This window comes from Leptotrichia massiliensis (assembly GCF_900104625.1).
GTDB lineage: Bacteria > Fusobacteriota > Fusobacteriia > Fusobacteriales > Leptotrichiaceae > Leptotrichia > Leptotrichia massiliensis.
This window is the reverse complement of the sequence record NZ_FNVZ01000004.1, coordinates 461,856-486,353: the sequence shown is the minus strand read 5'-3', so window position 1 is coordinate 486,353 and position 24,498 is coordinate 461,856. Positions and strand designations below refer to the sequence as shown.

Below are 24,498 nucleotides of genomic sequence, written 5' to 3'. Positions count from 1 at the left end.
TAAGAAAGTTTTGCGTCAAGCGGGTGTGCAGAGGTATGGCGTCTGATACCTCTGTGTTAAAAAAATTAATATAAATAAAATAAGAAAAAATAATCATTAACCAAAATATCTTAAAATAAAAAATAAATTATATATCCAGATTTCTTACGTAGTTTGCATTATCCTCAATAAACTTCCTTCTCGGCTCAACCTTATCCCCCATCAGAATATTAAACATCTTATCGGCATAGGAAGCGTCTTCCATTGATACTTTTAACAATGTTCTTACTTCTGGGTCAAGCGTTGTTTCCCAAAGCTGTTCTGGGTTCATTTCTCCAAGCCCTTTGTAACGCTGGATTGTATATTTTCGTCCTTCTCCTTCCAGTACTCTTGTCACTTGTTTCATCTGATCGTCTGAATAGGCGTATCTGATTGCTTTTCCAGCCTGAATTTTATATAAAGGCGGCTGTGCGATATAGATGTAGCCTTCATTTATTAATTCTCTTAGATGTCTGTAGAAGAAAGTTAGCATTAATGTTCTGATGTGAGCTCCGTCAACATCAGCATCTGTCATAATTACGATTTTATGGTATCTTAGTTTTTTTAAGTCCATTTCTTCGCCAAATCCAGCTCCAAAGGCTGTAATCATTGCTCTAATTTCTGCATTTTCAAGAGCCTTGTGCACTCCTGATTTTTCTACATTCAAGATTTTTCCACGAAGAGGCAATATTGCCTGAAATCTTCTATCTCTTCCTTGTTTTGCAGAACCTCCTGCTGAGTTTCCTTCGACTATGAAAATTTCTGATTCAGCTGGATCTTTTGAAGAGCAGTCTGCCAACTTTCCAGGCAATGATCCTACTTCCAACGTATTTTTTCTAAGTACAAGTTCTCTTGCTTTTTTCGCAGCTTCTCTTGCCCTTTTTGACATTGCCATTTTCTCAATAACTCTTTCAGCATCTTTGGGATGATCTTCCAAATAAAATTTCAGGTTGCTTCCAACAATATTTGAGACAATTCCTGTAACTTCACTGTTTCCAAGTTTTGTTTTTGTCTGCCCTTCAAATTGAGGCTCAGGTATCTTTACACTTATTACACAGACAAGCCCTTCTCTTACATCTGTTCCCTGAAATGTCCCATTTTTATCCTTGATTAAGTTCATCTGTTTTGCAATATCATTAATTGTTCTTGTAAGTGCAGTTCTAAATCCGCTGACATGAGTTCCACCTTCATGAGTATTTATATTATTTACAAACGAATAAACAGTTTCTCTTTGTGAAGTCGTGTAGTTCATCGCAATTTCCACTTCCACAAATTTTGCACTTCGCTGTTTTATCACTGGGTTTCCGTTTTCATCCTCAGCTTCCACTTCCTTCGCTTCCTCAATTTGCATCGTATCAGCCATATAAATTACATCATCAATTATTTTTTCCTCATCTATAATTTCATTTAAAAAATCCTTTATTCCACCCTCAAATAAAAATTCTTCAGCTTTTACATTTTCAGCATTTCTTTCATCAGCCAGTTCAATTTTTAAGCCTTTATTCAAATATGCCAATTCTTTTAGACGTGATTCCAATACAGAATAATCGTAAACTGTTGTTTCAAATATTTCATCATCAGCTTTAAATCTTACTACAGTCCCATGTGCACCATCGTCTGCCACGCCAATTTCCTCCACAGGCGAAGTTGGAACACCACGCTGATATGTCTGTCTAAAAATCTTTCCATCACGTGTTACAGTTGCCTCAAGCCATTCTGACAAAGCATTTACGACAGATACCCCAACTCCGTGAAGTCCACCTGACACTTTATAATTATCATTGTCAAATTTCCCTCCGGCGTGAAGTACAGTAAGTACAACTTCTAAAGTTGATTTTCCAGTTTTGTGCATTCCTACAGGGATTCCACGTCCATTATCAGATACTTCGATAATATTTCCTTCAAGTATCTTTACAGTAATTTTATCACAAATTCCAGCAAGTGCCTCATCCACACTGTTATCTACAATTTCCCATACTAGATGGTGAAGCCCACGTGCTGAAGTTGATCCAATATACATTCCTGGACGTTTTCTAACTGCTTCCAGCCCTTCCAGAACAGTAATCGCCTCTGCTCCATAATTATTATCCATTATTTATTTCCTCCATTTTATCCAAAACTTTTCATATTTTTTATAAAATATGATAAAATCTATTTTCCAACACAAAAATTCCCAAATACATGATCTAAAATATCCTCAGACGATATTTCCCCAGTAATTTCCGAAAGCGAGTCTAACGCTTCTTTCAAATCCACAGAAATCAAGTCCATCGGAAGACCCATATCTATTGTTTCAAAAATATTTCTTATTGCGTCTTTTGTTTTTTCAAGTGCTGTTTTGTGACGAATATTTGTAATTATTAGTTTTTCTGATGAGTTTTCCACATCTTCTTCCACAATGTATGAATAGATTTTTTCCTGCATATCTTCAATTCCAATATTGTCTTTTGCAGAAATTTCAACAATATTTTCCAAGTTATGCCCTTCAAGATTAATTTTTTTATTTAAATCAATCTTATTTAATAATACTATAATTTTCTTTTTATTTTCTTTTATCTGATTTATAACTTCTATATCCTCATTTTCCAGCTCCTTTGAAGCATCCAGTACAAGAAGCACCAAATCAGCCTTTTCAATAAACTGTTTAGATTTTTCCACACCAATATTTTCAACAATGTCATCAGTTTTTCTAATTCCTGCTGTATCCACCAGAACTAATGGAATTCCTTTTATATTGATTATTTCCTCAATAACATCTCTTGTAGTTCCAGCAATATGCGTTACAATAGCACGTTCTTCACGAAGCAAAGCATTTAGCAATGTAGATTTTCCGACATTTGGTTTTCCCACAATAACAGTCTTTATTCCCTCTTTTATTTTTTTTCCTGTGTCATACGAGTCAATTAACCGATTTGCTTCTTCATATACTTTTTCCAGATTATCTCTAAGTTCTACTGGCAACGGATCGTCAATTCCTTCTTCAGGATAATCCAGCACTACATTTACATGTGCTGTAATATCTAGCAAAGCCTTCTTAAATTCATTAACTTTATCACGCAAGTCCCCTCTTAACTGATCGAGCGACAGTGATACGCTCTTTTCTGTTTTTCCCTGAATAATATCCATAACCGCCTCAGCCTGTGACAAGTCTATACGTCCATTCATAAATGCTCGCTTTGTAAATTCACCACTTTCAGCATGTCTTGCTCCATTTCTTAACACAAGTTCAAGCACTTTTTCCGAAACAAGCGTTCCACCGTGGCAATTTATTTCCACAATATCTTCACAAGTATAGCTTTTGGGAGCTTTTAGCCTTACAGCCATTACTTCATCTACTATTTTTTCTCCATCCTTGATAAATCCATAATTTAATTTATAAAAACCCAAATCAGCATTTGGGTTTTTTTTAATAAATATTTTGTCCAGTATTTCAAATGATTTATCGCCGGATATTCTTATTATGGCAATCCCGCCTTCACCTTTTGGAGTGGAAATCGCCGCAATTGTATCAAACAACATTTTATCCCTCTATTTTCTAAAATCATTTTATTTTTATTTTATATTACACTAAACTGTTTAAAAAATCTTTTTTCAAACAATCTAACTCAATTTTTTAAAATTTTTCATCTAATTTTTTAATAACCAAATATCTTTTTGGCTCTTCCCCAACACTTTCAGTTTGTAATCCCTTCATAAAGGAAACTTCCTCATGAATGATTTTACGTTCACGTGCTGACATTGGATTTAATTTTATGGCGTTTCCTGTTGAAAGAACTGTTTTTCCTTTTTTTCTTGCCAAATCTCTTAATGATTTTTCACGTTTTTCCTTATAGTTATTAGAATCCACAACTATTTTTATATTTTTAAACTGTCTTGTTGTGCTTAACAAGTATTCAAAGCTGTTTAATGTGTTTCCTTTTTCGCCAATTAAAAATCTCATATCTTTTCCATCAAGAATAACCAAGTATTTGTTGTTGTTTTCTTTTTTTATATTAAAAATTCGTATATCCATTTTTATATTTACGATAAACTCTTTAAAAAATGCCCTGATTTTGTCTATATTTGTATCAGGTTGATTTGTAACAGATTTTTCTTTACTTTCTGAATTTTCGTTTTTGTAATTTTTTTTATTGTTATTTTTTGGATAATTATTTCCATTTTCTTTTTTTGTCTCTTTTTTTACATTATTATTTTCACTTTGTGTTTTTGTTTTATTTTCATTGGTTTTTAGTTCTGATTTTTTAATAATCTTAACTTCATATTCCCCTTTTATATTGATAAACAATATTTTTTTTGGATGTTTTAAAACTTTTACCTGATAAGTCTCATCTTCCTTTAGTGTCAAGGAACGGCTTACCATATTCTTAAGTTCTTCCTCATTTTGTGCCTTTAATACTATCTTTTCCATCATCACTTCTTCCTTTCAAAATGAAATACTGCTGAACCAGTGACAAAGCTCCTGAAACTAAGTAATACAATGTTACCCCAGATGGCATATTGTAAAATATGAATAACATCATAATTGGCATCATGTATAACATCGTCTGCATCTGCTGATTACTTTCTTGTCCACTAGTTGCACTTGCCATGATTTTTTGCTGAATATATGTAACTCCCACATTTAAAATAGGTAGTAAATTAAATGCGAAATTTCCCATCATAAATAATCTGTCAGGCTGTTTTAGTGTAAACCATAAAAATTTAGCATCTGCTGGAATTGCATTTCCGCTAAAAGCCCAATATAGTGCCACAAATATTGGCATTTGAATTAATAGTGGCAAACATCCTCCTAATGGATTTACCCCATTTTCTCTGTACAGTTCAGCCGTTTTTTGTTGATATTCTTGTGGACTATCTTTGTATTTTTCTTTTATTTTATCAAGTTCTGGTTGTAAATCTCTCATTTTTTTCATTGACTTTTCTTGCTTTAATGTCAATGGAAACACAATTATTCTCATTAAAATTGTAACAATAATTATTGCTACACCATAATTTCCTACAACACCATATATTGCGTTTAGTACATGTACGACAAAATCAACAAGTGCCTGTATTTTAAACATATATTATTTCCTCCACTTTTTTATTTTAACGGATCATATCCTCCCTTATGAAAAGGATGACATTTTAATATTCTTTTGATTGCCAGATAACTCCCTTTTACTGCTCCATATTTTATTATTGCCTGTTTTGAGTATTCTGAGCATGTTGGGTAAAATCTGCATCGTCTTCCTAAATATGGAGAAATACCCTTTTGATAAATTTTTATTAAAAATAATAATATTTTTTTCATTATTTTATTACCTTGTTTATATCTTTTTCAATATCTTTATATTTTAATTTTTTTATTTTTTCTTTTAAGACAGATTTGCCTACAAATATATAATCTGTATTTTTTTTAAATTTATCTTTATGTATTTTTACAAATTCTTTAAATATTCTTTTGATTCTATTTCTTTGAACTGCATTTCCAGTTTTTTTACTTGCTACAAAGCCAAATCGTTGTTCGTTATTTACATTTTCCTTTATAAAAATAATAGCATACTTTGTATGCATTTTTTGTGATTTGTTATATATTAATGAAAAATCCTTTGATTTTTTTATTTTGTTAATAGACATATTTCTCTTCTTTTTGTTAAAATGAGTGAGAGCTTAATATATTAAACTTCTTTAAAATTAGACAAAAAAATCAACTAAACATGTATTTATGGATAGTTTTAACTTTTGTGTCCAGTTTTAAAGAGGTTTTAGGTATAAGAAAGCTCTCTTAATATTTAGATTAATGCTTTTAAAAACCCAGTGTTGAATTTAACACCGGGTTATGCTGATAATTTAGCTCTTCCTTTAGCTCTTCTTCTTTTCAAAACATTTCTTCCGCTTTTATTTTGCATTCTTTTTCTAAATCCATGATCTTTTTTTCTTTTTCTTTTATTTGGTTGATATGTTCTTTTTGTCATTCTTTTTCCTTTCTATCTTAGTTTTAAAAAATTATTGTCTTTTGTAGACATTATATACAATATTCAAAAAAAAGTCAAGTTCAATGCTTTATTCAAAAAGTAAATTTTATTTAATTTATTTGTTATAAAATTTTATACAGAATTTTTTATCCACAACTCTATAATATATAATAGTATATATATAATTAAATATATTATTATTATACATTGTGGAAATATGGGAACATTGATAAATAAAGGGATTGACAGATAAAAGTCTGTGGAAAACTTTTGCTAAATTTGTGGAAAAATATTATCAACAAAATTGTAAACATAATTACCAACAGAATTTGTGGATAAATTAAAAGTATGTGGATAATGTGTGGAAAGATACTGAAAATGGATGTAATTAATTTTTGTGGATAAAAATTTAAAAAGTAAAATTTTTTGATAAACAGCAGAAAAATATTATATTTTTTATGTGGAAAAGTCTGTGGAAAACTTTTGTTTAAAATCTTGATTATTTATTTTATTTATGTTATAGTAAAATTAAATAAAAGTACAAATTTAAAGGGAAAATTAATAAACGAGTTTACTAGGCAAAATGCGAGAAAATTAAAAATTTTTATTCATAATTAAAATTAACTAAAAAGGAGAGAAAAGTAAATGGATATTGAGAAATTGTGGGAAAAAATAAAAAAAATAATGAAAAAAAGGGTAAACGAGGCAGAATTTGAGGCATTTTTTAACAATGTGGAAGTAGGAAAGCTGGAAGATGGAAAACTTACACTTGTATGCAATTCAAAGCTGATACAGCAGAATATGGAAAAGCATAAAAGCCAGATGGAAGATATTGTGGAAATTGTAACAGATGAGGAAGTTACTATAAACTTTGAAGTAAAACAGCAGGATGTAATGACATATAAGCCTGAAACACATAGTTTTTCAAAAGATACAAAGGAAAAAATCCAAGTTTTCCACACAGGTTTAAACCCGAAACATAGACTAGACAACTTTGTTGTAGGGGAAAATAGTAAACTTGCATATAACGCCTGTCTTGCAGTTGTCAACAATCCAACGCCAGTTTATAACCCGCTTTTTATCTATGGAAGTTCAGGACTTGGTAAAACCCATTTGATGCAAGCTGTGGGAAATGCAATATTGGAAAATAATCCAAGCAAGCGTGTATATTACTCAACTTCAGAAGAATTCGCAAATGAATTTTTTAAAGTTTTAAACAGCGGACGTATTCAGAATTTTCGTGATACTTTCCGTGCTTTGGATGTGCTTCTTTTAGATGATATACAGTTTTTTGAGAAGGTGTTTGGACGTGGTGAAGGAACTGTGGAAGAAGAGTTTTTTCACACATTCAATAAACTTCAGGAACTGGGGAAACAGATAATAATGATAAGTGACAAATCGCCAAAGGAAATAAAAAATCTGTCAAAACGTCTGGAATCAAGATTCTTGTCAGGCTTAACGGTGGAAATTCAAAGCCCAGGCTACGAAACTCGTATGATGATTTTGAAAAATATGGCAAAGACACAAGGGATTGAAATAGATGACAGCATTCTTGAATACATATCAGATTCTCTTGATACAAATGTAAGGGAATTGGAAGGAACATTAACAAACTTAAACGCACGTGCAAAACTTTTAAACGAACAAATAACAATGCAGTTGGTACAGGAAATGCTTATGCACAATGTAAAACGTGAACAGTCTAAAGTAACAGCCAAAAAAGTAATAGAAATGATTTCTACACAATATGGTATCAGCGTAACTGACATGAAATCCAAAAAACGTCAGAAAAAAATAGTAGAAACAAGACAAATCGCTATGTATTTGTTAAAGAATAATGATGAGCTGGATCTAAGCCTAACAGCAATTGGAGGACTTTTTGGCGGAAAAGATCACAGTACAGTTATAAGCAGTATCAGAAAAATTGATAAGAAGACGAAGGAAGATGTTGTGTTCAAAAAAGAAATTGAAGCTTTGAACAAGAAGATTTTTAGAGCTTAGATGTTTTTTTAAACAAAAACTCTTATTTTAATTTTAGGAAGTGAAATTAAGTGTGTGATAAATGTTCAGAAATAATTCTAGTTTTTGAAAAATATAAAGCAAAAAAAGAATATGGAAATATGATTAAGGAAGTTTGTAAACTCATTGTGTCGAAAATAGAACAAAATGAAATGGAAATATATGCCGCTGATTGTCCGATAGAAAAAATAATGGAAACTGTGGAAAAAGAAGAACATTATACTATTTGCACATATCTGAAATGTTTAAAGTGTAAAAATTATTACTTTTTTGGTATTTGTATAAGAGGAGAGCCAGTTTATAAAAAGATAGAAAATATTAATAGGGAAAAAATAGATAGTCTGATATGGGGAAAATACGGAAGTTATTTTGAAAAAAATGTAAATTTTTAGGATTATGGAAAGTGTTGAAAAGATGTGGAAAATTTTGTGGAAAAATAAAGGAGTCGCTTTAAAAGTTATCCACAGTGGAAAAAGTTTTCTACATAATTAATTTTCATAAAAAAATTTTAATAAAATAATTAAATTTTGTTTAATAAAATAAATTAGAAAATATTAATGTGGAAAAATAAAACTTAATTTCCACTATATGTTGAAAATTTCTCCACAAAAATTGTGGAAAAAAATAATTAAAAATATTGTATTAAAAGAAATTTTGTGGAAAAATAAAATATTAATGTGGAAAATTAAAATCATAATATCCACAAACATAAACAAAATTTTCCACATTTATTGATAACTCAAAAATTTTTAATTTTAAATTAAAGAATAACTGTGATAAAATAATAAAAATAAAAACATATAAATTTTCTCCACATAATTAAAAATTAACTCCACAATTCAATGTGGAAAAAAATTTACAAAAAAATTGCTAAAAATAGGAATATATTGAAATTGTGGAAAAGATGTGGGAATATTTGTGGGAAAAGTTTTACACGGATAAATGGAATTTTCCACAATAAAATTAAACATTAATTTGGTTAATGGTTGAATTAGTAATAGATAGATTTTAAGCTATAATAATATTAGGTATGAAGGTGTTGAAGTAAGATGAAAAAAATGATGATGATGTTATTAATTATACTTTCTATGTTATGTCTTCATTCCTGCAGAGACTCTGAAGAAGTAACGGCTATAAATGAAGAAAAAATGCTAGATGACTATATGGAAATGCTCAAAAAAGAATTTAACTTGAGAATGAACAAGGGAGCATATTATGTGAAAGAAGAACAGCTTGTAGCTGGAAATCTGATACATAATCCGTACTCCTATGTCCTGTACAGCTATAACATTCCTAGGTATAAATCAGAATTCTTTTATAACAGAGATGTAATACATGTAGAATATCCTCCAACAAAATCTCCGTTTGAAGACGGAGATAGATTAATATGGCCTCTTGAATACGAAGCTTTAAAAGATATTCCATTTTTTAATAAAACAACAAAATCAAGATTATTAATTGAAATTATTGATTACTATGGAGTAAGGCCGTATTTATGGAGCAGTCTCATATACGATAAATCCAAAGGAAATGATTTTGAAAAGATAGAAAAAATATTAAAAAAACATGGAATAAAATATGATGAAAAAATACCAGTTGGAGTTCCTAGAAGAACATGGGTATGCGGCACAATGCTCAAAGAATCAAATGATGAAAGTTTTGAAAAAAATTTAATAAGTAAAAATACAGTACTAACAGTAATAGATGAAGAATGTGGAAACCAAATAGTCGAAGGGAAAGTAGAAAGGCTGAAAATGTATGGCAAAAAATTAGAGGAATATTTTTCAAAGCCTAGAAATTTTGAGGAGATAGACTGGTATGAGTTTATGAAATTTAATAATATTCATCCTATTATAACAATTTATGTAGGTTATTTTTCAAAAGAAAAAATTGAAAAAATCAGAGATGAAATAAAGCCATATTATAATCAAAAAGATTTCACAATTTTGTTTTACTATTGGGTAGATAATGGTAATGGCTATGATAAAAAATATGTTTGGTAAAAAATAAGTTACGGAGGGAAATTAATGAAAAATATAAATAATGAAATTGAAGAAGTTGTTATAAATACTGAATTTATAAAATTGGATCAGCTTTTGAAGTGGGCAAATTTTACAGGTTCTGGAGTGGAAGCGAAAATGTTTATTTTGAATGGAGAAGTGAAAGTAAATGATGCTGTGGAAACTAGACGTGGAAAAAAAATTTATGATGGGGATGTTGTGGAGTTTGCTGGAGAAAAAGTTGTTGTGAGGGTAACGCATTAAATAGTTTGCTGATTTATTCAGTTTATTGGGGCAAGAGGAAATTTTGGAACTTCTTTTATTTCGTGGATATTTAACTATTGATGAAAAAATTGGGGAAGATTATGAGGATGTGTATTCCTTGAGACGGTCTAATAGGGAGGTAAGGGAGTTTTTTAGGAAGAAATTTATTGATGTAAATTTTGGGGAAAGTGGTAAAAGTTAGTTACAGATAGTTACAGTGTGAAAGGGAAGAAATAGCGATGTATTTGGATCAGATTAGTTTTAATAACTTTCGGTGTCTTGTGGATGGGAAGTTGAAGTTTGATAGGTATTTTAATTTAATATATGGGAAGAATGGACAGGGAAAAACATCACTTATTGAGGCTGTCCATTTTTTGGCTACGGGGAAGAGTTTTAGGACTAAGAAAGTGAAAGAGATTCGCAAATATAACTTGAACAGGCTGATTGTGTTTGGGAAGTACAGACATAAGGATTTGTCGGAAAATACTATTGCTATTGATGTTAATGAGGATAAGAAGGACTTTTATATTGACAGGGAAAAGAATAAATATATAAATTATGTGGGGCTACTTAACATTATTTCATTTATTCCTGAGGATATTGAGCTGATTATTGGGAATCCTGGCGTTAGGAGAAATTTTTTTAATTATGAGATTTCGCAGGCAAAAAAGGAGTATTTACAGTCGATTGTGAATTTTGAGAAAATATTGAAGGTGCGGAACAAACTTATAAAGGAAAAAAAGACTGGCGAGGAAATTTATAAAATCTATAATGAAAAATTTATTGAAGAAGGCCTGAATATCGTTTTAAACAGGCGGGAATTTATAAAAAAACTTTCAATTCTTCTAAACTTGAATTATCGTAAATTATTTGATGAAAATTCGGAGCTGAAATTAAAATATGACTGTTTTCTTGGGGATGTGGAAAAGAAGACTAGGGAAGAACTGAAGGGGAAATTTGAAATGTTATGCAAAAGGAAAAGCGAGAGGGAAAAGTTTCTTGGATACAGCCTGCTTGGCCCTCAAAAAGACGATTTTGTCTTTGAGTTGAATGGGAAAAATGCAAAGGCGTATTCTTCACAAGGGGAGAAAAAATCTATAATATTTTCGCTAAAAATTTCAGAAATTGATATTTTAATAAAGGAAAAAAAGGAGTATCCAATATTTATAATGGACGACATCGCTTCGTATTTTGATGAAGTCAGAAAAAAAAGCATTTTAAGCTATTTTGTAAATAAAAAAATCCAATGTTTTATAACTTCGACAGAAGATTTAGGTATAGAAGGGAAAAAATTTATTGTGGAAAAGGGGAAGATTATTAATGAGTAAAAAGGGGTTGAAAAATGGACGGAATTAAGGATTTAAAAAACTTGGCACTAAAAGCGATTGAGAAAAGAAGCTCACTTTTAAAGAATGAAAAATATATCTTGTGGAAAATTAAGAAAAACTGGACACAGATTGTGAACGGTCCTATTGGCGAAAAAACTTATCCAAAGAGCTTGTTTAACGGAAATCTAGTTGTAGTGATTAATGATGGAATTATTTATCATACGACGATAATGTATGCGGAAAATATAAAGGATAAAATAAATACATTTTTGAATGGTAATTTTTTGGAAAGTATTGAATTTGTAAAGGTAAATTATAAAATAAAGCGTGATTTGCTGGATGAACTTATTGAAAATGAGGAAAAGAGAGGGACAATTCGGGTTGGGGAAATTCCTAGAGGAAATGTTAGGGAAAGTAGGATAGATGTTGAGTCTGAAAATAAAATCACAGAAAAAGTGAAGGATATTGTACTTTCTACGGAAGAAATTAAAGAAATTCACGAGAATATTGATAAAATTGATAAAAAGTATGAAGATATTGCCAGAAGGCTGGAAAAAATTGCGATAAAGCTGAAAAAGAGGGAAAAATACTTAAAAAATAATGGATATATTGAATGTGAAAACTGTAAAATTTTATTCTTGCAGGAAAGTAACGAGAAAATGTGCTTTGAATGCAGAATGAATGAAAAAAATCGGAAATTTCAGAAAATGACTGATTTGATAAGGAATAAGCCGTATATATCTGAAAAACAAGCAGTTAGAATAACGAATACTGACAAAGCTACCTATTACAAAGCACGGGACATTTTAGCACAGCAGACTTACAACGATATGCTTTATTATTGTCTTGAAAAAACTAGAGAAATTTCTTTAAATGAAGATTATGAATTTGAAATTCGGAGTGAGTCAAGGGAAGATGTGGAAAAATTTATAAAAAATTATGTGGATTATAAAATTGGAAGCGATAATGAAGAGGTTTTTAAGGTTGAGAGAAAGTGGGCTTTGAGAAGGTTAAGAAAGGATATGAAATTTAGGCTTGAGAATAATAGGAGATATTGAAAGTAGCAGAGTTTATATCTCATAATTTTAAGTAAAAAATTTTATTTATGGTTTTGGTTCAAAATATGGTAAAATAATATTTATAAAATTTGAGATAAACTTCAAATATCTCTAATATATAGTAATTTTGTAAATAATTTAAACTTAAAAAGTATAATTATTTTATTTAGATTAAAAATTTTGATAGTTTTATGAGTTGATTTAAAAAGAGTTGGAATATAAATGGAGAAAAGATGTATATAGAAGAATTATTAAAAGAAGCGGATAAATCAATGGAAAATTACAAGTACGAGGATGCACTTGTGTATTTGAAGTCAGTACTTGAAATCGATGAGAACAATTATTCGGCACTTATGACACTTTCTAAGATTTATTCAGACTTTGGAATGTTTGAACAAGCGAAGGAATATGCAGAAAAATTGCAGAAAAAGTATCCTGACAGCAAGGATACGCTTTTTACATTGGGATTTGTCTATCAGTCGCTTGGAAGATTGAAAAAGGCCATTTCGCTTTATAAAAAATTTTTGGAAATGGAAAAAAATTATTTTGTATATTTGAATATGGGAATGTCTTATGCTTTGTTAAAGTATTATAGAAAGGCGATAGAAAATATTGACAAGGCGATAGAGATGGAACCTGAAAGTTCAGAAGCGTATGTTGAGAAAGGCGATTGCCTTACAATGATGGGGAAATATGATGAGGCAATTTGTGAATATACAAGACTTTTAAATGCAAAATTTAACGAGGTGGAGGAATTTTCACTTTACGCACGGATGGGCGATACAATGGCTTATTCAAGCAATATAAAAGAAGTTGTGAAATATTATAATATCGCCATAAATTGTGAAAATGTGGAAGATTATGTATTTGAGGATTATTTTGAAATATTGTTCAGAGCAGAGGAGTTTGAGGAAATAAAACTTCTGCTTTTAAATTATGAAAATGCAACGAATGAGAATAAAAGACTTTCGAGAATAAAAATGTTGAATTTGCAAGGAAGGTTTTTTGTGAAAACCAAAGATTATGAAAATGCACAGAAGGTTTGCGATAAAATGATTATTTTAGAACCTGAAAATATTCGCCATTATGTGAATTTGGTATACGTGCTGGAATTACAGCATAAATATGACAAAGCGCTTGAATATGTGGCTAAAATGGCTAAATTTACAGAAGATAAGGATTTTTTGAAGGAACTGAAAAAGAGATTGAGAAAAAATAAGAGAAAATTTGAAAAGGAAAATGAAAAAAGTTTAGAAAATAAAGAAAAGTAAAAAATTTAGAAATTATGAGGATTTTAAATGAAAGAAAAAAATTATGAAGTTAATAAGAAATATGATGAAAAAATATTGATAAATGTACTGAAAAATTTTGATAAAACTGGAGAATATGTTGTAGAACCGGGAAGAAATGAAATAAAAAAGTTTGAGATATATATTGAAAATAATTTGAAAAAAGGGAATGAAAAAAAGAAAAAAAATAATAACATTGAAAATACTGAAAGAAAAAAAATGGTAAATATAAAAAAATTTAAACAAAAAGATTTCATTACAAACTTTTTCTATAAATTTAAAGGCTCAAAAGCAAAACGTTCTTATGAATATGCAAAAAAATTGCTGGAATGTAAAATAAAAACTCCAGAACCAATTGCATATTTTGATGATTTTGTAAACGAAAATAATAAAAAAAACAGTTATTATATAAGCGAAGAATTAAAATATGATTTTACCTGCCGGGAAGTTTTCTGGCCTGAGGATATCGAGCGGGACAAGGCTGAACAGGGGGAAAATTACAAGATAAGTGAAGAAACGGAAAGAATGCTTGCAAAAGTAGAAAAAAATCGTGAAAAAATCATAAGACAGTTTGCAAAATTTTCTTTTGACTTGCACGAAAGTGGTGTAGAATTTGAAGATTATTCGCCGGGTAATGTGTTGATTAAGGACAAAAGCGGGAATTATGAATTTTATCTGGTTGATTTAAATAGAATGAAATTCGGAGTGAAATTGAATCTGGATAAAAGAATGAAAAATGTTTCAAGAATGATGGAAGATGAAAAACTAGCGAGAATTTTTGCTAATGAATATGCGAAGTACTGCAAACAGAGGGAAGAATTGGTTTTTAGATATTTGAGGTATTATATTAGAAAACACAAAAGTTATGTGTATTTTAAGGATATTACTCGTCCAGTAAGGAATGTTTTTAAAAAGAAGAAGTAAATTTGTTTAATAATTTTAAAATTTATCTAAAATATCTCTTTTGAAAATTTTTTATGAGTTAATTTTTATTAATTTAATAATGACTAATAATAGTTTTTTTATTCTTTTTTTATTTATTTTTTTGTAACGTAAGGGCATCAGACGCCATGCCCTTACAACCCCGCTTACGCAAAACTTTCTTATAAAGAAAAAATAAAACTCGATTTTGAATTAAGGTTATTTCAAAACAAATAATTGAATATAGTTTAAAATTTACTTCAAAATCTCAAACAGTTATTTTTTCTTTAACGAAATTTTGCTTAATATTTGTTTTTGTTAAATAATTTATTATTAATTAAATTAAAATTGTCGTGATTTTTTTGGAATGAAATTGACTGTTTGAGTTTTTTCAGACTTTTTAAATTTTGATTAGTTTAAAGAGTTGACAATAACTTTTTTTAAAAAGCGAGTTTCAATTTTATTTCAAAAAAATACTTAGACAAGCGGGGATTAGTGCGTAGCACTTTCGCCAAAATCTTCAGATGTTATAATTTGAAGAAATTGAAATAACTAATATTGCGAAATAAAAGGGGATGGCGACTGATCCTCTTTACGTTAAAAAAATACAATTATTAAGATAAATATTTAGAGTTAAAATTAAATTTTTTGATAAGGTTATCAAATAAGAATAGTAAAAAAAAAATAATAAGTTGAAAGGAAAATTTAAAAAATGAAAAATTATGACATAATTGTTGTTGGAGCGGGACATGCTGGGGTGGAATCTGCTCTTGCGGTGGCAAGACATGGACTAAAAACAGCGTTGTTTACGATATATCTTGACAATATTGCAATGATGTCGTGCAATCCGTCGGTTGGAGGTCCTGGAAAAAGCCATCTGGTGTCGGAACTTGGAATGCTTGGCGGAGAAATGGCAAGGCATATTGACAATTACAATTTGCAGTTAAAGAACTTGAATCATACAAAGGGACTAGCCTCTCGGATTACACGGGCTCAAGCTGATAAATACTGGTACAGGGTTAAAATGAGGGAAATTATCGAAAAGCAGGAAAATCTGGATTTGGTGCAGGGAATTGTTGTAGATTTGATTGTGGAAAATAAGAAAGTTATGGGAGTTGAAGACAATCTTGGAATAAAATATGGGGCAAAGGCTGTTGTTTTATGTACAGGAACGTTCTTAGGTGGAGAATATGTTATGGGGGATGTAAAATATTCGTCAGGACGGCAAGGAGAGCCTGCAAGTGTAGATTTGCCTGATAAACTAGTGGAATATGGCTTTGAGCTGGATAGATACCAGACTGCGACTCCTCCGAGAATTGCTAAATCTTCAATTGATTTTTCTAAAATGGAAGAATTAAAGGGAGAAGATAAGCCACGATATTTTTCTTACGAAACAAAAAAAGAATATAATTCAACTTTACCAACTTGGCTTACATTCACAACACCTGAAACAATACGAGTGGGACAGGAAATGTTAAAATATTCGCCAATTGTTACAGGAATTGTAAGTACAAAAGGTCCACGGCATTGCCCTTCTCTTGACAGAAAGATTATGAATTTTCCAGAAAAGACAAATCATCAGATATTTCTGGAGCAGGAATCTGTAGAATCAGATGAAATCTACATAAACGGATTTACTACAGCAATGCCTCCATTTGCACAGGAAGCAATGTTAAAAACGATTAGTGGGCTAGAAAATGCTAAAATTGTACGTTACGGTTATGCTGTGGAATATAACTTTGTACCTGCTTATCAGTTAAAATTGACTCTTGAAACAAAAGTTATAGATGGACTTTACACAGCGGGAACGATTAATGGAACGAGTGGATATGAAGAAGCAGCCTGTCAAGGATTTATGGCGGGAGTGAATGCTGCGAGAAAAATTTTAGGGAAAAAGGAAATTGTGATTGACAGAAGTGAAGGATATATTGGGGTTTTGATAGACGATATAATAAATAAAAAAACGCCAGAGCCTTATCGTGTACTGCCTTCAAGAGCTGAATACAGACTGACTTTGCGTCAAGACAACATTTTTATAAGACTTTTGGAAAAATCGAAGGAAATTGGGTTATTAAATGCTGAAAAATTAGCCGAACTTGAAAATACGTGTCAGGAAATTGAAAATGAAGTTGAAAGATTGAAAGGAATTACGGTTTATCCGACTAAGGAAAATAATGAAAAATTACTTAAAATTGTAGAAAAACAAAATCAATCTGAAAGTGCGGAAATTGAAAAAACTATTAAAAATAGCATGAACAGCCCTGTTTCAGCTTTTGAATTTCTTGCGAGAAAAGAAATTAACTATGATAATTTAAGTGAATTTGTGGAAACTGTGAAATTGTCGGATTTAGCGAAGGAGCAAGTGGAAATAAATGCGAAATATAATGTATTTATTGAAAGAGAAAAGGCACAGATTGAGAAGTTTAAGAAACTTGAAAAAATGGTAATTCCAAAAGGATTTGACTATGAAAGCGTAAAAGGGCTTAGCAATATCGCTATTTCTGGGCTTATGTATGGACAGCCTGAAACGATTGGGCAGGCTAGCAGAATTAGTGGAGTTACTTATAATGATATTTCGCTTTTAATTGCGATTTTGAAGAATTGATAAAATTAAATAATACTGGAGTCTAGAAAGTGTAGTTATAGTTTTTGAGTTCAGTTTTAATAAATTTTATTGAAATGTTTGAAAATTTAGGAAGGAAAAAGAATGGAAGAAAGTATAAAGATAAAAAACAGCTTGGTAGATAACAAAAAAATGAGATTTGGCACAGAATCAATTCCAAAATTGCTAGTTTCACTTGCAGTACCAGCAATTATTGCTAATCTTGTAAATGCACTTTATAATATTGTGGATCAGATTTTTATTGGACAGAAAATTGGATTTCTAGGAAATGCAGCTACGAATGTGGCTTTTCCACTTACGACAATTTGTCTTGCGATTGGACTTATGACGGGAGTGGGGGCTGCGACGAACTTTAATCTGGAATTAGGTAGAAAGCGTCCAAAAAGAGCAAAAAGTGTGGCTGGAACGGCAGTAACGATGCTTCTTTTAGGTGGAATTATATTATGCATATTGATTAATATATTTTTAAAGCCTATGTTAACAGCATTCGGTGCGACAAATCAGATTTTTGACTATGCTATTGAATATACTCGGATTACATCTTTAGGGATACCATTTTTATTATTTTCAATAGGGGCAAACCCTTTGGTAAGAGCTGATGGAAATGCGTTTTATTCGATGCTTGCGATAGTTGTTGGATCACTTGTAAATACTATATTAGATCCGTTATTTATGTTTGGATTTGATATGGGAATGGATGGAGCGGCTTGGGCAACTGTAATTGGGCAGTTTGTATCAGCAGTTATGCTAGCTTTGTATTTTTTCAGGTTTAAAAGCGTGAAATTTGAGTTAAGGGATTTTAAGATAAGAATACGAGAAATAGGGATTTTATTTGCATTTGGAACATCGCCTTTTATTTTTCAATGTTCTGCTTTAATTATACAAATTGTAACAAATAATCTGCTAAAGATATACGGGGCAAAATCCATTTATGGAAGTGAAATTCCAATTGCTGTTGCTGGAATTGTTATGAAAATAAATGTTATATTTATAGCGATTGTATTGGGACTGACACAGGGGGCACAGCCTATTGCAGGATACAACTATGGAGCAAGGAAATATACGAGAGTCCGTGAAATATTAAAATTGACATTAAAAGCCGCTTTTGTTATTTCAATAGTAGCATTTGCAATATTCCAAATTTTCCCGGTACAGATAATTTCTGTATTTGGAAGTGGAAGCGAACTTTACTTTAAATACGGAACAAAATATATGAGAATATTTTTATTTTTCATATTTTTAAATGGTATTCAAGGTGCAATTACATTGTTCTTAACATCAATTGGAAGGGCATTCCAAGGGGCTGTTCTATCGCTTGTAAGACAGATTATATCATTATTGCCGCTACTTATAATTTTACCGTACTTTATGGGAGTTGATGGAATTATGTTCGCTTTTCCAATAGCGGATCTGGTAGCATTTATTGTATCGGTAATCATTTTGAAAAAGGAAATGAAAAAAATTCCTAAATTGGATGAAGACAATTAAAAAGATTGAAAAAAGGAGAAAAAATTTAATGAAATTAATAGTGGGACTGGGAAATCCTGGAGAACAGTATAAATTGACAAGGCATAATATCGGTTTTATATTTATTGACGAATATTTGAAGGAAAATAATATAAATGATGTAAGAGAAAAGTTTAAGTCATTGTTTGTACAGACTACTTACAATGGGGACAAGGTTTTTTATCAGAAGCCAACTACGTTTATGAATTTGAGTGGAGAAGCAATTGGAGAAGCTGTCAGATTTTTTAAGATTGATCCGAAAACGGAACTTTTTGTAATTTACGACGATATGGATATGCAGTTTGGAAAGCTGAAAATTAAGCAAAATGGAAGTGCAGGCGGACACAATGGAATAAAATCCATTATTTCCCATATTGGAAATGAATTTGTGCGAATAAAATTTGGAATTGGAAAACCAAAGACGAAGGAAGAGACATTGGGATTTGTATTAGGAAAATTTTCGCCTGAGGAAAAGGAAGTTGTGAAAGATTCAAGAGAGAAAATATTTAACTTGATTGACGATATAAAAGACGATATGACGATTTCAAAATTAATGAATAAATATAACACTAAATAAAAATGGAAAGGAATGGTTTAATGGGTAACGTTATTTTAAAATGTACTAATCTATCCAAAACTTATGATTTTGATAATGCATTAAATAATGTAAATTTATCAATAGAAACTGGTAAAATTATTGGATTATTAGGACCAAATGGAAGTGGGAAAACAACTTTTATAAAGCTGTTAAATGGACTATTAAAGCCAACAGAAGGTGAAATTCTTATAAATGGACAAAATCCAGGTGTTGAAACAAAAAAAATTGTCTCATATTTGCCTGATAAGAATTATTTGGATAATTCTAAGACTGTAAACGCAATTTTGCAATTATTTGCTGATTTTTATGATGATTTTGACCGTGAAAAAGCACAAAATATGTTAAAGGATTTGGGAATTGATACAACAAGAAGATTTAAGCTGCTTTCAAAGGGAATGAAGGAAAAAGTTCAATTAATACTTGTTATGTGCAGACGTGCTAAGTTATATTTGTTGGACGAGCCGATAGCAGGAGTTGATCCTGCCGCAAGAGATTATATTTTAAATACTGTTATAAAAAATTATAACAGAGAAGCAACAGTTATAATTTCTACACATTTAATAGCGGATGTGGAAAAGGTGCTGGATGAGGCAATTTTCATAAGTAAAGGTGAAATTTTACTTTATCAGGATGTGAAAAGTATAATAAATGAAAATAATAAAACAGTTGATGAATACTTTAGGGAGGTGTTTAAATATTGAAAAATTTAGGGAAATTAATTAAATATGATTTTATGGATGTAAGTAAATTGATGCTTCCATTTTATATTGGAATGGGAGTAATGGGAATCGTAATAAGATTATTCTGGTTTGTTTTATTAAATGAAAAACTTGACGAAAGTGTAAGAATTTCTACGGGTATTTTTCAGTTTATGTCGTATTTTGGTTATGTAATCGCAATTATTGGACTAATTTTGATGACTTATTATGCGGTAATAATCCGTTATTATCGTTCTATTTATGCGAATGAGGGATATTTGACAAATACTTTGCCTATTGAAACATATGAAATAATTTTAGCAAAATTAATAACATTTTTTGGCTGGTTTGTTGTAAATGGGATTATAGTATTTTTTACTTTTTGGTTTGTTATTCCTTTGGAAGAAGTAATTAAAGCAAATATATTTAGACCTGAAGTTTTTCGTGAAATAGAGATATTTTTACGGCATTCTATAAGTACTACTTTAATAATCAGTATTATTTCTATGTTAGTTATGACGATTGAAAAAATATTATTTTTATTTTTGTGCATAAGTATTGCAAATATGGTAAAATCTTACAGAGTTTTGACTGGAGTCGGTACATATATGATTCTTGGGGCAGTTATAAACTTGATAAAAAGGTTTATATTAACTATGACGTATTTTTTGGACTTTAAGAATTACAGTAATAGCTATAATGATTCAGATGTGGAAGCCTTGAAAACATTTGAGTACCTTTTTAATACCAATTTGGGACTACTTTTTACAAGTATAATATTTTCGGTTATAATATTTTTTGTAGTAAATTATTTATTAAAAAATAAATTGAATTTGGAATAATTTAATTAAGATAGATTTTATAATAAAATGCAACAAATTTAAAATAAAACTCTAAAGAAAACTAATGTGTAGTTCAATTTAGAGTTTTTTCTATTTTTTATAGTGTACTCAGAAATTATCTGTTTAAAATTTTTTCAGTCTGTCTTAAATCTTTTTCTCTTGAAATAACGCCGTATTTTTTCTTAATTTCTTCTAATCTATCAATAACCTTTTGATTTTCTTCCTTTGAAAAGTTTTTTACCGATAAAAAGAATTTCATTGACCCCTCAAAACTTCTGATAGATTTTGTTAAAAAAAGACGTTTTCTAAAAAAAGGAGGTTTTCTTACAATGTCATCAAAATCAATAAAAGCAATTTTTTCACTATTTTTATCTATAAAAAAGTTTCCAAGACTGAAATCCATATGATAATATTCTTTTTCAAAAAATTTTGTTTCAAAATCAAGCCACAAATGAACTGTTTTATAAGTAAGCTCGAAATCATTTTTTTCAACTAAATAATTATAATATGATATAAAATTTCCAGTAAATGTTTGGTTTATATTTTCTGAAACAGTTTCTATTTTTATATGAAAAGGAGTATATTTTATAACCTTGTATTCTATAATTTTCATGAAATTTAGTTCTGGAAAATCTTTTTCCAGATGTTTCGCAATCTCAAAAGAATTTTTTCCCTTTTCCCTTGTAAACCCCAAAAATATTTTTAGTGCTTTCAAATTTCGATATTCATAAGTTTTATAAAAAAGTTTTTTTTCTTTATCTATATTCAAATTTTTATTTTCTTGCATTTTTATCATTTTTCCTTTATTTTCATTCTTGTTAAATTTTAACATATTCTATTTTTTATTTCAATAAATAAAAATTAAAGCAGCAGAGTAAAAAAAATTCTATCCAAAATCTATTGACTTTTTACACTTAATAGGCGTAAAATATTAAAATAAAGGGATAAGAATGGAGAAAACTAAAATGAAGAAAAATATAAAATTATATAAATTTAACGAAATTGATTCAACGAATGAATATTTGCGAAAAAATCATAAAAGCTATGAGGAATTTGATGTTATTTCTGCTAGAGTTCAGACGCATGGAAAGGCACGTAGGCAGAATGACTGGATTTCGTTGGATGGGATGGCACTTTTTAGTTTCTTTTTAAAGGAAAGAGATAACTGGGAAATTGAGGATTATTTGAAATTGCCATTGATTGCTGGAATTGCAGTTATAAAGGGACTTAGAAAAATTGAAAATTTAGAATATAAATTCAAATGGACTAATGATGTTTATGTGGAAAATATGAAATTATGTGGTATTCTAATAGAAAAAACTGAAGATGTTTATATTACGGGAATTGGGATAAATGTAAATAATATGTTGCCAGAAAACTTAAAAAGTAAAGCCATTTCATTGACTCAAATAAGAAATAAAAAATATGAAATTGATGAAGTTATAAAAAATATTGTTTTAGAATTTCAAACATTGTGTGAAAATTTAGAAAATGGATTCTGGAAGGATATTTTAAAGGAAATTAATCAGATAAATTATTTGAAAGGTAAAAAAATTGAATTAAAATTTGGCAATGAAGTTATTTCAGGAGTTGCTCAGAATATTGATGAAAATGGGGAGCTTCAGATTTTGATTGAAAAAACAGATAATCGAAATCCTGAAGTTAGGAGTTTTTCAGTTGGGGAAGTTTTTGAAAAGATAGTTTATTCTTCATAATTTTTTTTAGATTTTTGTTAAAAAATTGTAAAATCAATATAGTTTAAAAGTAGTCTAAATTTTGGGATATTTAGTAAATTAAAAAAGAGGCATAGGCCTCTTTTATTATTGTTTTTTTCTTAACTCTTCATTATCTTTTTTAGCATCTTTAATCGTACCGCCTTTTCCACCATGTCCGTTCCAATATTTGCTCATAGGATTTTTTCTGCTTGTTGTTGGAATATATGCCACTGTTGCTCCTTTTCTAGCTTTAATCTGTGCTATATAGTCTTGCGACTGTTTTTCAATTTTTTCAAATTCAGTTTTATACAGTGCCTTTATTTTCTCTCTTCTCTCTTCGCTGAGCGCTTTAAGTTTTTTAGATATTTTTCCGTTAAATTCATATAATCCTGCAAATTTAGAATCATTTGAATAACTTTTTGACCCATACATTATAAGAGAGCTCATATTATTTTTTTCTCCCAGAGATCTTTCTATAAGAAATTTGTTCATTGTCAGTGTCAAATTATGAGATGCTATTATTCTATTTATCATAGAATCATTTAAAGGTTCCCATTTATAGTCAGAGAAAGCTATTTCATGTATTCTCTGCAGTTCTTCTGTCAATTTAGCGGCATCATTTGCTGAAGAATAATAACTATTTGCGGCATTTGCAATTTCTTTCAGCACTTTATTCTGATTGGCATCCACATTAAACCCTATTATTCCTAAAACTATATCTGTATTTTCATTTTTAAATTTTTTCGCTGTTTCAACAGGATTACCGTCGCATGTTTCGATACCGTCCGTAATGATATACAGGATATTCAATGTTTTTTCACCTTTTAATGCTTTTAAGTCATTTGCTCCGTTTTCAATCGATTTTGCTATGGAAGTCCATCCTGTAGGCTGAATTAGAGCTAAAGAGCTTTTTAGCTTATCCTTATTTAAAGTTTCAATCGGTGAAATCAGTTCGTTGGCGGAACATGATTCCTGTTTTTTACTTGCCGTATTGTCGCCCTTATGGCCGAAAACCCTCAGTCCTACTTTTGTGTTTGCGGGCATTTCAGAAATAACTTTCTCTATAGATTCCTTTGCGATTTCCATCATTGTTTTATCTCCTATTTTCTGTTTCATTGAACCGCTGGCATCTAAAATGATTTCTAGATTGACATTCATATTTTCTTCAATTTTTTGTTTTGTAAAAGGATTTACCATGTCGTCCTTGAAGATTACATATGAAAATCTGTCAAGAGTTTCAATCGGCTCATAATCATAGCCTGCTATGTATAAAAATTTCTTGAAGAGACGTTCAACTTCTTCATCAGAAGCATCTTCACCTAAGGCAGGTTTAATTTTTTTCAGTTCATTCTGAACATTTTCTCTCCAGATATCTGATTTTTTTACTATATTTTCTTCATAAGTATCAGGAAACTGGTAGATTCCAGGTGCCGCATCTACTATTCCCTCATATGTGTACACAATATCAGGCAAATCCCCGTTAACGCCTTTCCCTTTTTGGAGTTCCTCTTCTGAAAGCTGTTTTTCTGATTCTTTTTTCTTGTCTTCCTTTTTGTCTATATCTTCTTTTTTATTGAAGCAGGCTGTCAAGACTAAAAGTGCAATACTTAAAATTAATAATTTTTTCCATTTATTTTTTTTCATGAAAACCTCCTAAAAATT

General features: G+C 29.9%; 23 protein-coding genes and 1 pseudogene. 15 read left to right on the top strand and 9 right to left on the bottom strand.

Annotated elements, in window-relative coordinates; genetic code table 11:
* Positions 1-127: 127 nt before the first annotated feature.
* The 7 genes from gyrB to rpmH all read right to left on the bottom strand — a co-directional run bounded on the left by gyrB (position 128) and on the right by rpmH (position 5,975).
* A complete protein-coding gene (gene gyrB / locus BQ5344_RS03575) occupies positions 128-2,110 on the bottom strand; it encodes a DNA topoisomerase (ATP-hydrolyzing) subunit B (protein WP_021769809.1) in 1,983 nt (660 codons plus the stop codon).
* A gap of 59 nt (positions 2,111-2,169) precedes the next feature.
* The gene (gene mnmE, locus BQ5344_RS03570) at positions 2,170-3,537 is read right to left on the bottom strand and encodes a tRNA uridine-5-carboxymethylaminomethyl(34) synthesis GTPase MnmE (RefSeq protein ID WP_071124181.1); all 1,368 of its coding nucleotides are present in this window, start codon (positions 3,535-3,537) and stop codon (positions 2,170-2,172) included.
* Between the two features lie 94 nt (positions 3,538-3,631).
* A complete protein-coding gene (locus BQ5344_RS03565) occupies positions 3,632-4,429 on the bottom strand; it encodes a Jag family protein (protein ID WP_235846102.1) in 798 nt (265 codons plus the stop codon).
* Entirely contained in the window at positions 4,395-5,081 is a 687-nt protein-coding gene (locus BQ5344_RS03560) for a YidC/Oxa1 family membrane protein insertase (protein WP_021769812.1), read from the bottom strand. Before BQ5344_RS03560 ends, BQ5344_RS03565 begins: the two co-directional genes overlap by 35 nt.
* A gap of 20 nt (positions 5,082-5,101) precedes the next feature.
* Positions 5,102-5,311 carry a membrane protein insertion efficiency factor YidD gene (gene yidD / locus BQ5344_RS03555; RefSeq protein WP_021769813.1) on the bottom strand — a complete coding sequence of 70 codons (210 nt, stop codon included), beginning with the start codon at positions 5,309-5,311 and terminating at the stop codon, positions 5,102-5,104.
* Complete coding sequence (gene rnpA / locus BQ5344_RS03550) at positions 5,311-5,637, bottom strand: ribonuclease P protein component (RefSeq protein ID WP_071124179.1); 327 nt, start codon at positions 5,635-5,637, stop codon at positions 5,311-5,313. Before rnpA ends, yidD begins: the two co-directional genes overlap by 1 nt.
* A 200-nt stretch (positions 5,638-5,837) precedes the next feature.
* The gene (gene rpmH / locus BQ5344_RS03545) at positions 5,838-5,975 is read right to left on the bottom strand and encodes a 50S ribosomal protein L34 (protein WP_006805377.1); all 138 of its coding nucleotides are present in this window, start codon (positions 5,973-5,975) and stop codon (positions 5,838-5,840) included.
* Between the two features lie 645 nt (positions 5,976-6,620).
* On the opposite strand from rpmH, the gene dnaA reads away from it, so the two are divergent.
* From dnaA to BQ5344_RS03480, 14 genes and pseudogenes are all read left to right on the top strand, one after another.
* The gene (gene dnaA / locus BQ5344_RS03540; protein WP_071124178.1) at positions 6,621-7,976 is read left to right on the top strand and encodes a chromosomal replication initiator protein DnaA; all 1,356 of its coding nucleotides are present in this window, start codon (positions 6,621-6,623) and stop codon (positions 7,974-7,976) included.
* Between the two features lie 50 nt (positions 7,977-8,026).
* Positions 8,027-8,386: a hypothetical protein gene (locus BQ5344_RS03535; protein ID WP_071124177.1), complete on the top strand. Its 360-nt coding sequence runs from the start codon at positions 8,027-8,029 to the stop codon at positions 8,384-8,386.
* Between the two features lie 657 nt (positions 8,387-9,043).
* Entirely contained in the window at positions 9,044-9,997 is a 954-nt protein-coding gene (locus BQ5344_RS03530) for a hypothetical protein (RefSeq protein WP_071124176.1), read from the top strand.
* Between the two features lie 24 nt (positions 9,998-10,021).
* Positions 10,022-10,258: a S4 domain-containing protein YaaA gene (gene yaaA / locus BQ5344_RS03525; protein ID WP_205407989.1), complete on the top strand. Its 237-nt coding sequence runs from the start codon at positions 10,022-10,024 to the stop codon at positions 10,256-10,258.
* 7 nt (positions 10,259-10,265) lie between these two features.
* A pseudogene (locus BQ5344_RS11975) lies at positions 10,266-10,448 on the top strand (AAA family ATPase); the annotation flags it as partial.
* Positions 10,449-10,497: 49 nt separating this feature from the next.
* The gene (gene recF / locus BQ5344_RS03520; RefSeq protein ID WP_071124175.1) at positions 10,498-11,586 is read left to right on the top strand and encodes a DNA replication/repair protein RecF; all 1,089 of its coding nucleotides are present in this window, start codon (positions 10,498-10,500) and stop codon (positions 11,584-11,586) included.
* Between the two features lie 14 nt (positions 11,587-11,600).
* Positions 11,601-12,644, top strand: coding sequence for a DciA family protein (locus BQ5344_RS03515; protein ID WP_071124174.1), 1,044 nt, complete (start codon positions 11,601-11,603; stop codon positions 12,642-12,644).
* 233 nt (positions 12,645-12,877) lie between these two features.
* A complete protein-coding gene (locus tag BQ5344_RS03510; protein WP_071124173.1) occupies positions 12,878-13,915 on the top strand; it encodes a tetratricopeptide repeat protein in 1,038 nt (345 codons plus the stop codon).
* A gap of 27 nt (positions 13,916-13,942) precedes the next feature.
* A complete protein-coding gene (locus BQ5344_RS03505) occupies positions 13,943-14,857 on the top strand; it encodes a hypothetical protein (protein ID WP_071124172.1) in 915 nt (304 codons plus the stop codon).
* Positions 14,858-15,566: 709 nt separating this feature from the next.
* Positions 15,567-17,459 carry a tRNA uridine-5-carboxymethylaminomethyl(34) synthesis enzyme MnmG gene (gene mnmG / locus BQ5344_RS03500; protein WP_071124171.1) on the top strand — a complete coding sequence of 631 codons (1,893 nt, stop codon included), beginning with the start codon at positions 15,567-15,569 and terminating at the stop codon, positions 17,457-17,459.
* 102 nt (positions 17,460-17,561) lie between these two features.
* Positions 17,562-18,965: an MATE family efflux transporter gene (locus BQ5344_RS03495; RefSeq protein ID WP_071124170.1), complete on the top strand. Its 1,404-nt coding sequence runs from the start codon at positions 17,562-17,564 to the stop codon at positions 18,963-18,965.
* A 28-nt stretch (positions 18,966-18,993) separates the two neighbouring features.
* A complete protein-coding gene (pth, locus tag BQ5344_RS03490) occupies positions 18,994-19,560 on the top strand; it encodes an aminoacyl-tRNA hydrolase (protein WP_071124270.1) in 567 nt (188 codons plus the stop codon).
* A 20-nt stretch (positions 19,561-19,580) separates the two neighbouring features.
* The gene (locus BQ5344_RS03485) at positions 19,581-20,282 is read left to right on the top strand and encodes an ABC transporter ATP-binding protein (protein WP_036071518.1); all 702 of its coding nucleotides are present in this window, start codon (positions 19,581-19,583) and stop codon (positions 20,280-20,282) included.
* A complete protein-coding gene (locus BQ5344_RS03480) occupies positions 20,279-21,121 on the top strand; it encodes a hypothetical protein (protein ID WP_071124169.1) in 843 nt (280 codons plus the stop codon). Before BQ5344_RS03485 ends, BQ5344_RS03480 begins: the two co-directional genes overlap by 4 nt.
* Positions 21,122-21,236: 115 nt before the next feature.
* Here BQ5344_RS03480 and BQ5344_RS03475 read toward each other — a convergent pair whose 3' ends face one another.
* Positions 21,237-21,908: a hypothetical protein gene (locus BQ5344_RS03475; RefSeq protein ID WP_071124269.1), complete on the bottom strand. Its 672-nt coding sequence runs from the start codon at positions 21,906-21,908 to the stop codon at positions 21,237-21,239.
* A gap of 178 nt (positions 21,909-22,086) precedes the next feature.
* On the opposite strand from BQ5344_RS03475, the gene BQ5344_RS03470 reads away from it, so the two are divergent.
* On the top strand, positions 22,087-22,836 hold the full coding sequence (locus tag BQ5344_RS03470) for a biotin--[acetyl-CoA-carboxylase] ligase (RefSeq protein ID WP_083378180.1): 750 nt from the start codon (positions 22,087-22,089) through the stop codon (positions 22,834-22,836).
* A gap of 105 nt (positions 22,837-22,941) precedes the next feature.
* Here the strand turns inward: BQ5344_RS03470 and BQ5344_RS03465 are convergent, their stop codons facing one another.
* On the bottom strand, positions 22,942-24,480 hold the full coding sequence (locus BQ5344_RS03465; protein WP_071124168.1) for a VWA domain-containing protein: 1,539 nt from the start codon (positions 24,478-24,480) through the stop codon (positions 22,942-22,944).
* Positions 24,481-24,498 lie beyond the last annotated feature (18 nt).

Coding starts and splice junctions, on each gene's coding strand:
- recF (WP_071124175.1), top strand. CDS start 10,498: ATGTATTTGGATCAGATTAGTTTTAATAACTTTCGGTGTCTTGTGGAT.
- BQ5344_RS03495 (WP_071124170.1), top strand. CDS start 17,562: ATGGAAGAAAGTATAAAGATAAAAAACAGCTTGGTAGATAACAAAAAA.
- BQ5344_RS03465 (WP_071124168.1), bottom strand. CDS start 24,480: ATGAAAAAAAATAAATGGAAAAAATTATTAATTTTAAGTATTGCACTT.
- gyrB (WP_021769809.1), bottom strand. CDS start 2,110: ATGGATAATAATTATGGAGCAGAGGCGATTACTGTTCTGGAAGGGCTG.
- BQ5344_RS03470 (WP_083378180.1), top strand. CDS start 22,087: ATGAAGAAAAATATAAAATTATATAAATTTAACGAAATTGATTCAACG.
- BQ5344_RS03515 (WP_071124174.1), top strand. CDS start 11,601: ATGGACGGAATTAAGGATTTAAAAAACTTGGCACTAAAAGCGATTGAG.
- rpmH (WP_006805377.1), bottom strand. CDS start 5,975: ATGACAAAAAGAACATATCAACCAAATAAAAGAAAAAGAAAAAAAGAT.
- mnmG (WP_071124171.1), top strand. CDS start 15,567: ATGAAAAATTATGACATAATTGTTGTTGGAGCGGGACATGCTGGGGTG.
- BQ5344_RS03530 (WP_071124176.1), top strand. CDS start 9,044: ATGAAAAAAATGATGATGATGTTATTAATTATACTTTCTATGTTATGT.
- mnmE (WP_071124181.1), bottom strand. CDS start 3,537: ATGTTGTTTGATACAATTGCGGCGATTTCCACTCCAAAAGGTGAAGGC.
- pth (WP_071124270.1), top strand. CDS start 18,994: ATGAAATTAATAGTGGGACTGGGAAATCCTGGAGAACAGTATAAATTG.
- yidD (WP_021769813.1), bottom strand. CDS start 5,311: ATGAAAAAAATATTATTATTTTTAATAAAAATTTATCAAAAGGGTATT.
- BQ5344_RS03510 (WP_071124173.1), top strand. CDS start 12,878: ATGTATATAGAAGAATTATTAAAAGAAGCGGATAAATCAATGGAAAAT.
- BQ5344_RS03505 (WP_071124172.1), top strand. CDS start 13,943: ATGAAAGAAAAAAATTATGAAGTTAATAAGAAATATGATGAAAAAATA.
- yaaA (WP_205407989.1), top strand. CDS start 10,022: ATGAAAAATATAAATAATGAAATTGAAGAAGTTGTTATAAATACTGAA.
- BQ5344_RS03475 (WP_071124269.1), bottom strand. CDS start 21,908: ATGCAAGAAAATAAAAATTTGAATATAGATAAAGAAAAAAAACTTTTT.
- rnpA (WP_071124179.1), bottom strand. CDS start 5,637: ATGTCTATTAACAAAATAAAAAAATCAAAGGATTTTTCATTAATATAT.
- BQ5344_RS03485 (WP_036071518.1), top strand. CDS start 19,581: ATGGGTAACGTTATTTTAAAATGTACTAATCTATCCAAAACTTATGAT.
- dnaA (WP_071124178.1), top strand. CDS start 6,621: ATGGATATTGAGAAATTGTGGGAAAAAATAAAAAAAATAATGAAAAAA.
- BQ5344_RS03560 (WP_021769812.1), bottom strand. CDS start 5,081: ATGTTTAAAATACAGGCACTTGTTGATTTTGTCGTACATGTACTAAAC.
- BQ5344_RS03565 (WP_235846102.1), bottom strand. CDS start 4,429: ATGATGGAAAAGATAGTATTAAAGGCACAAAATGAGGAAGAACTTAAG.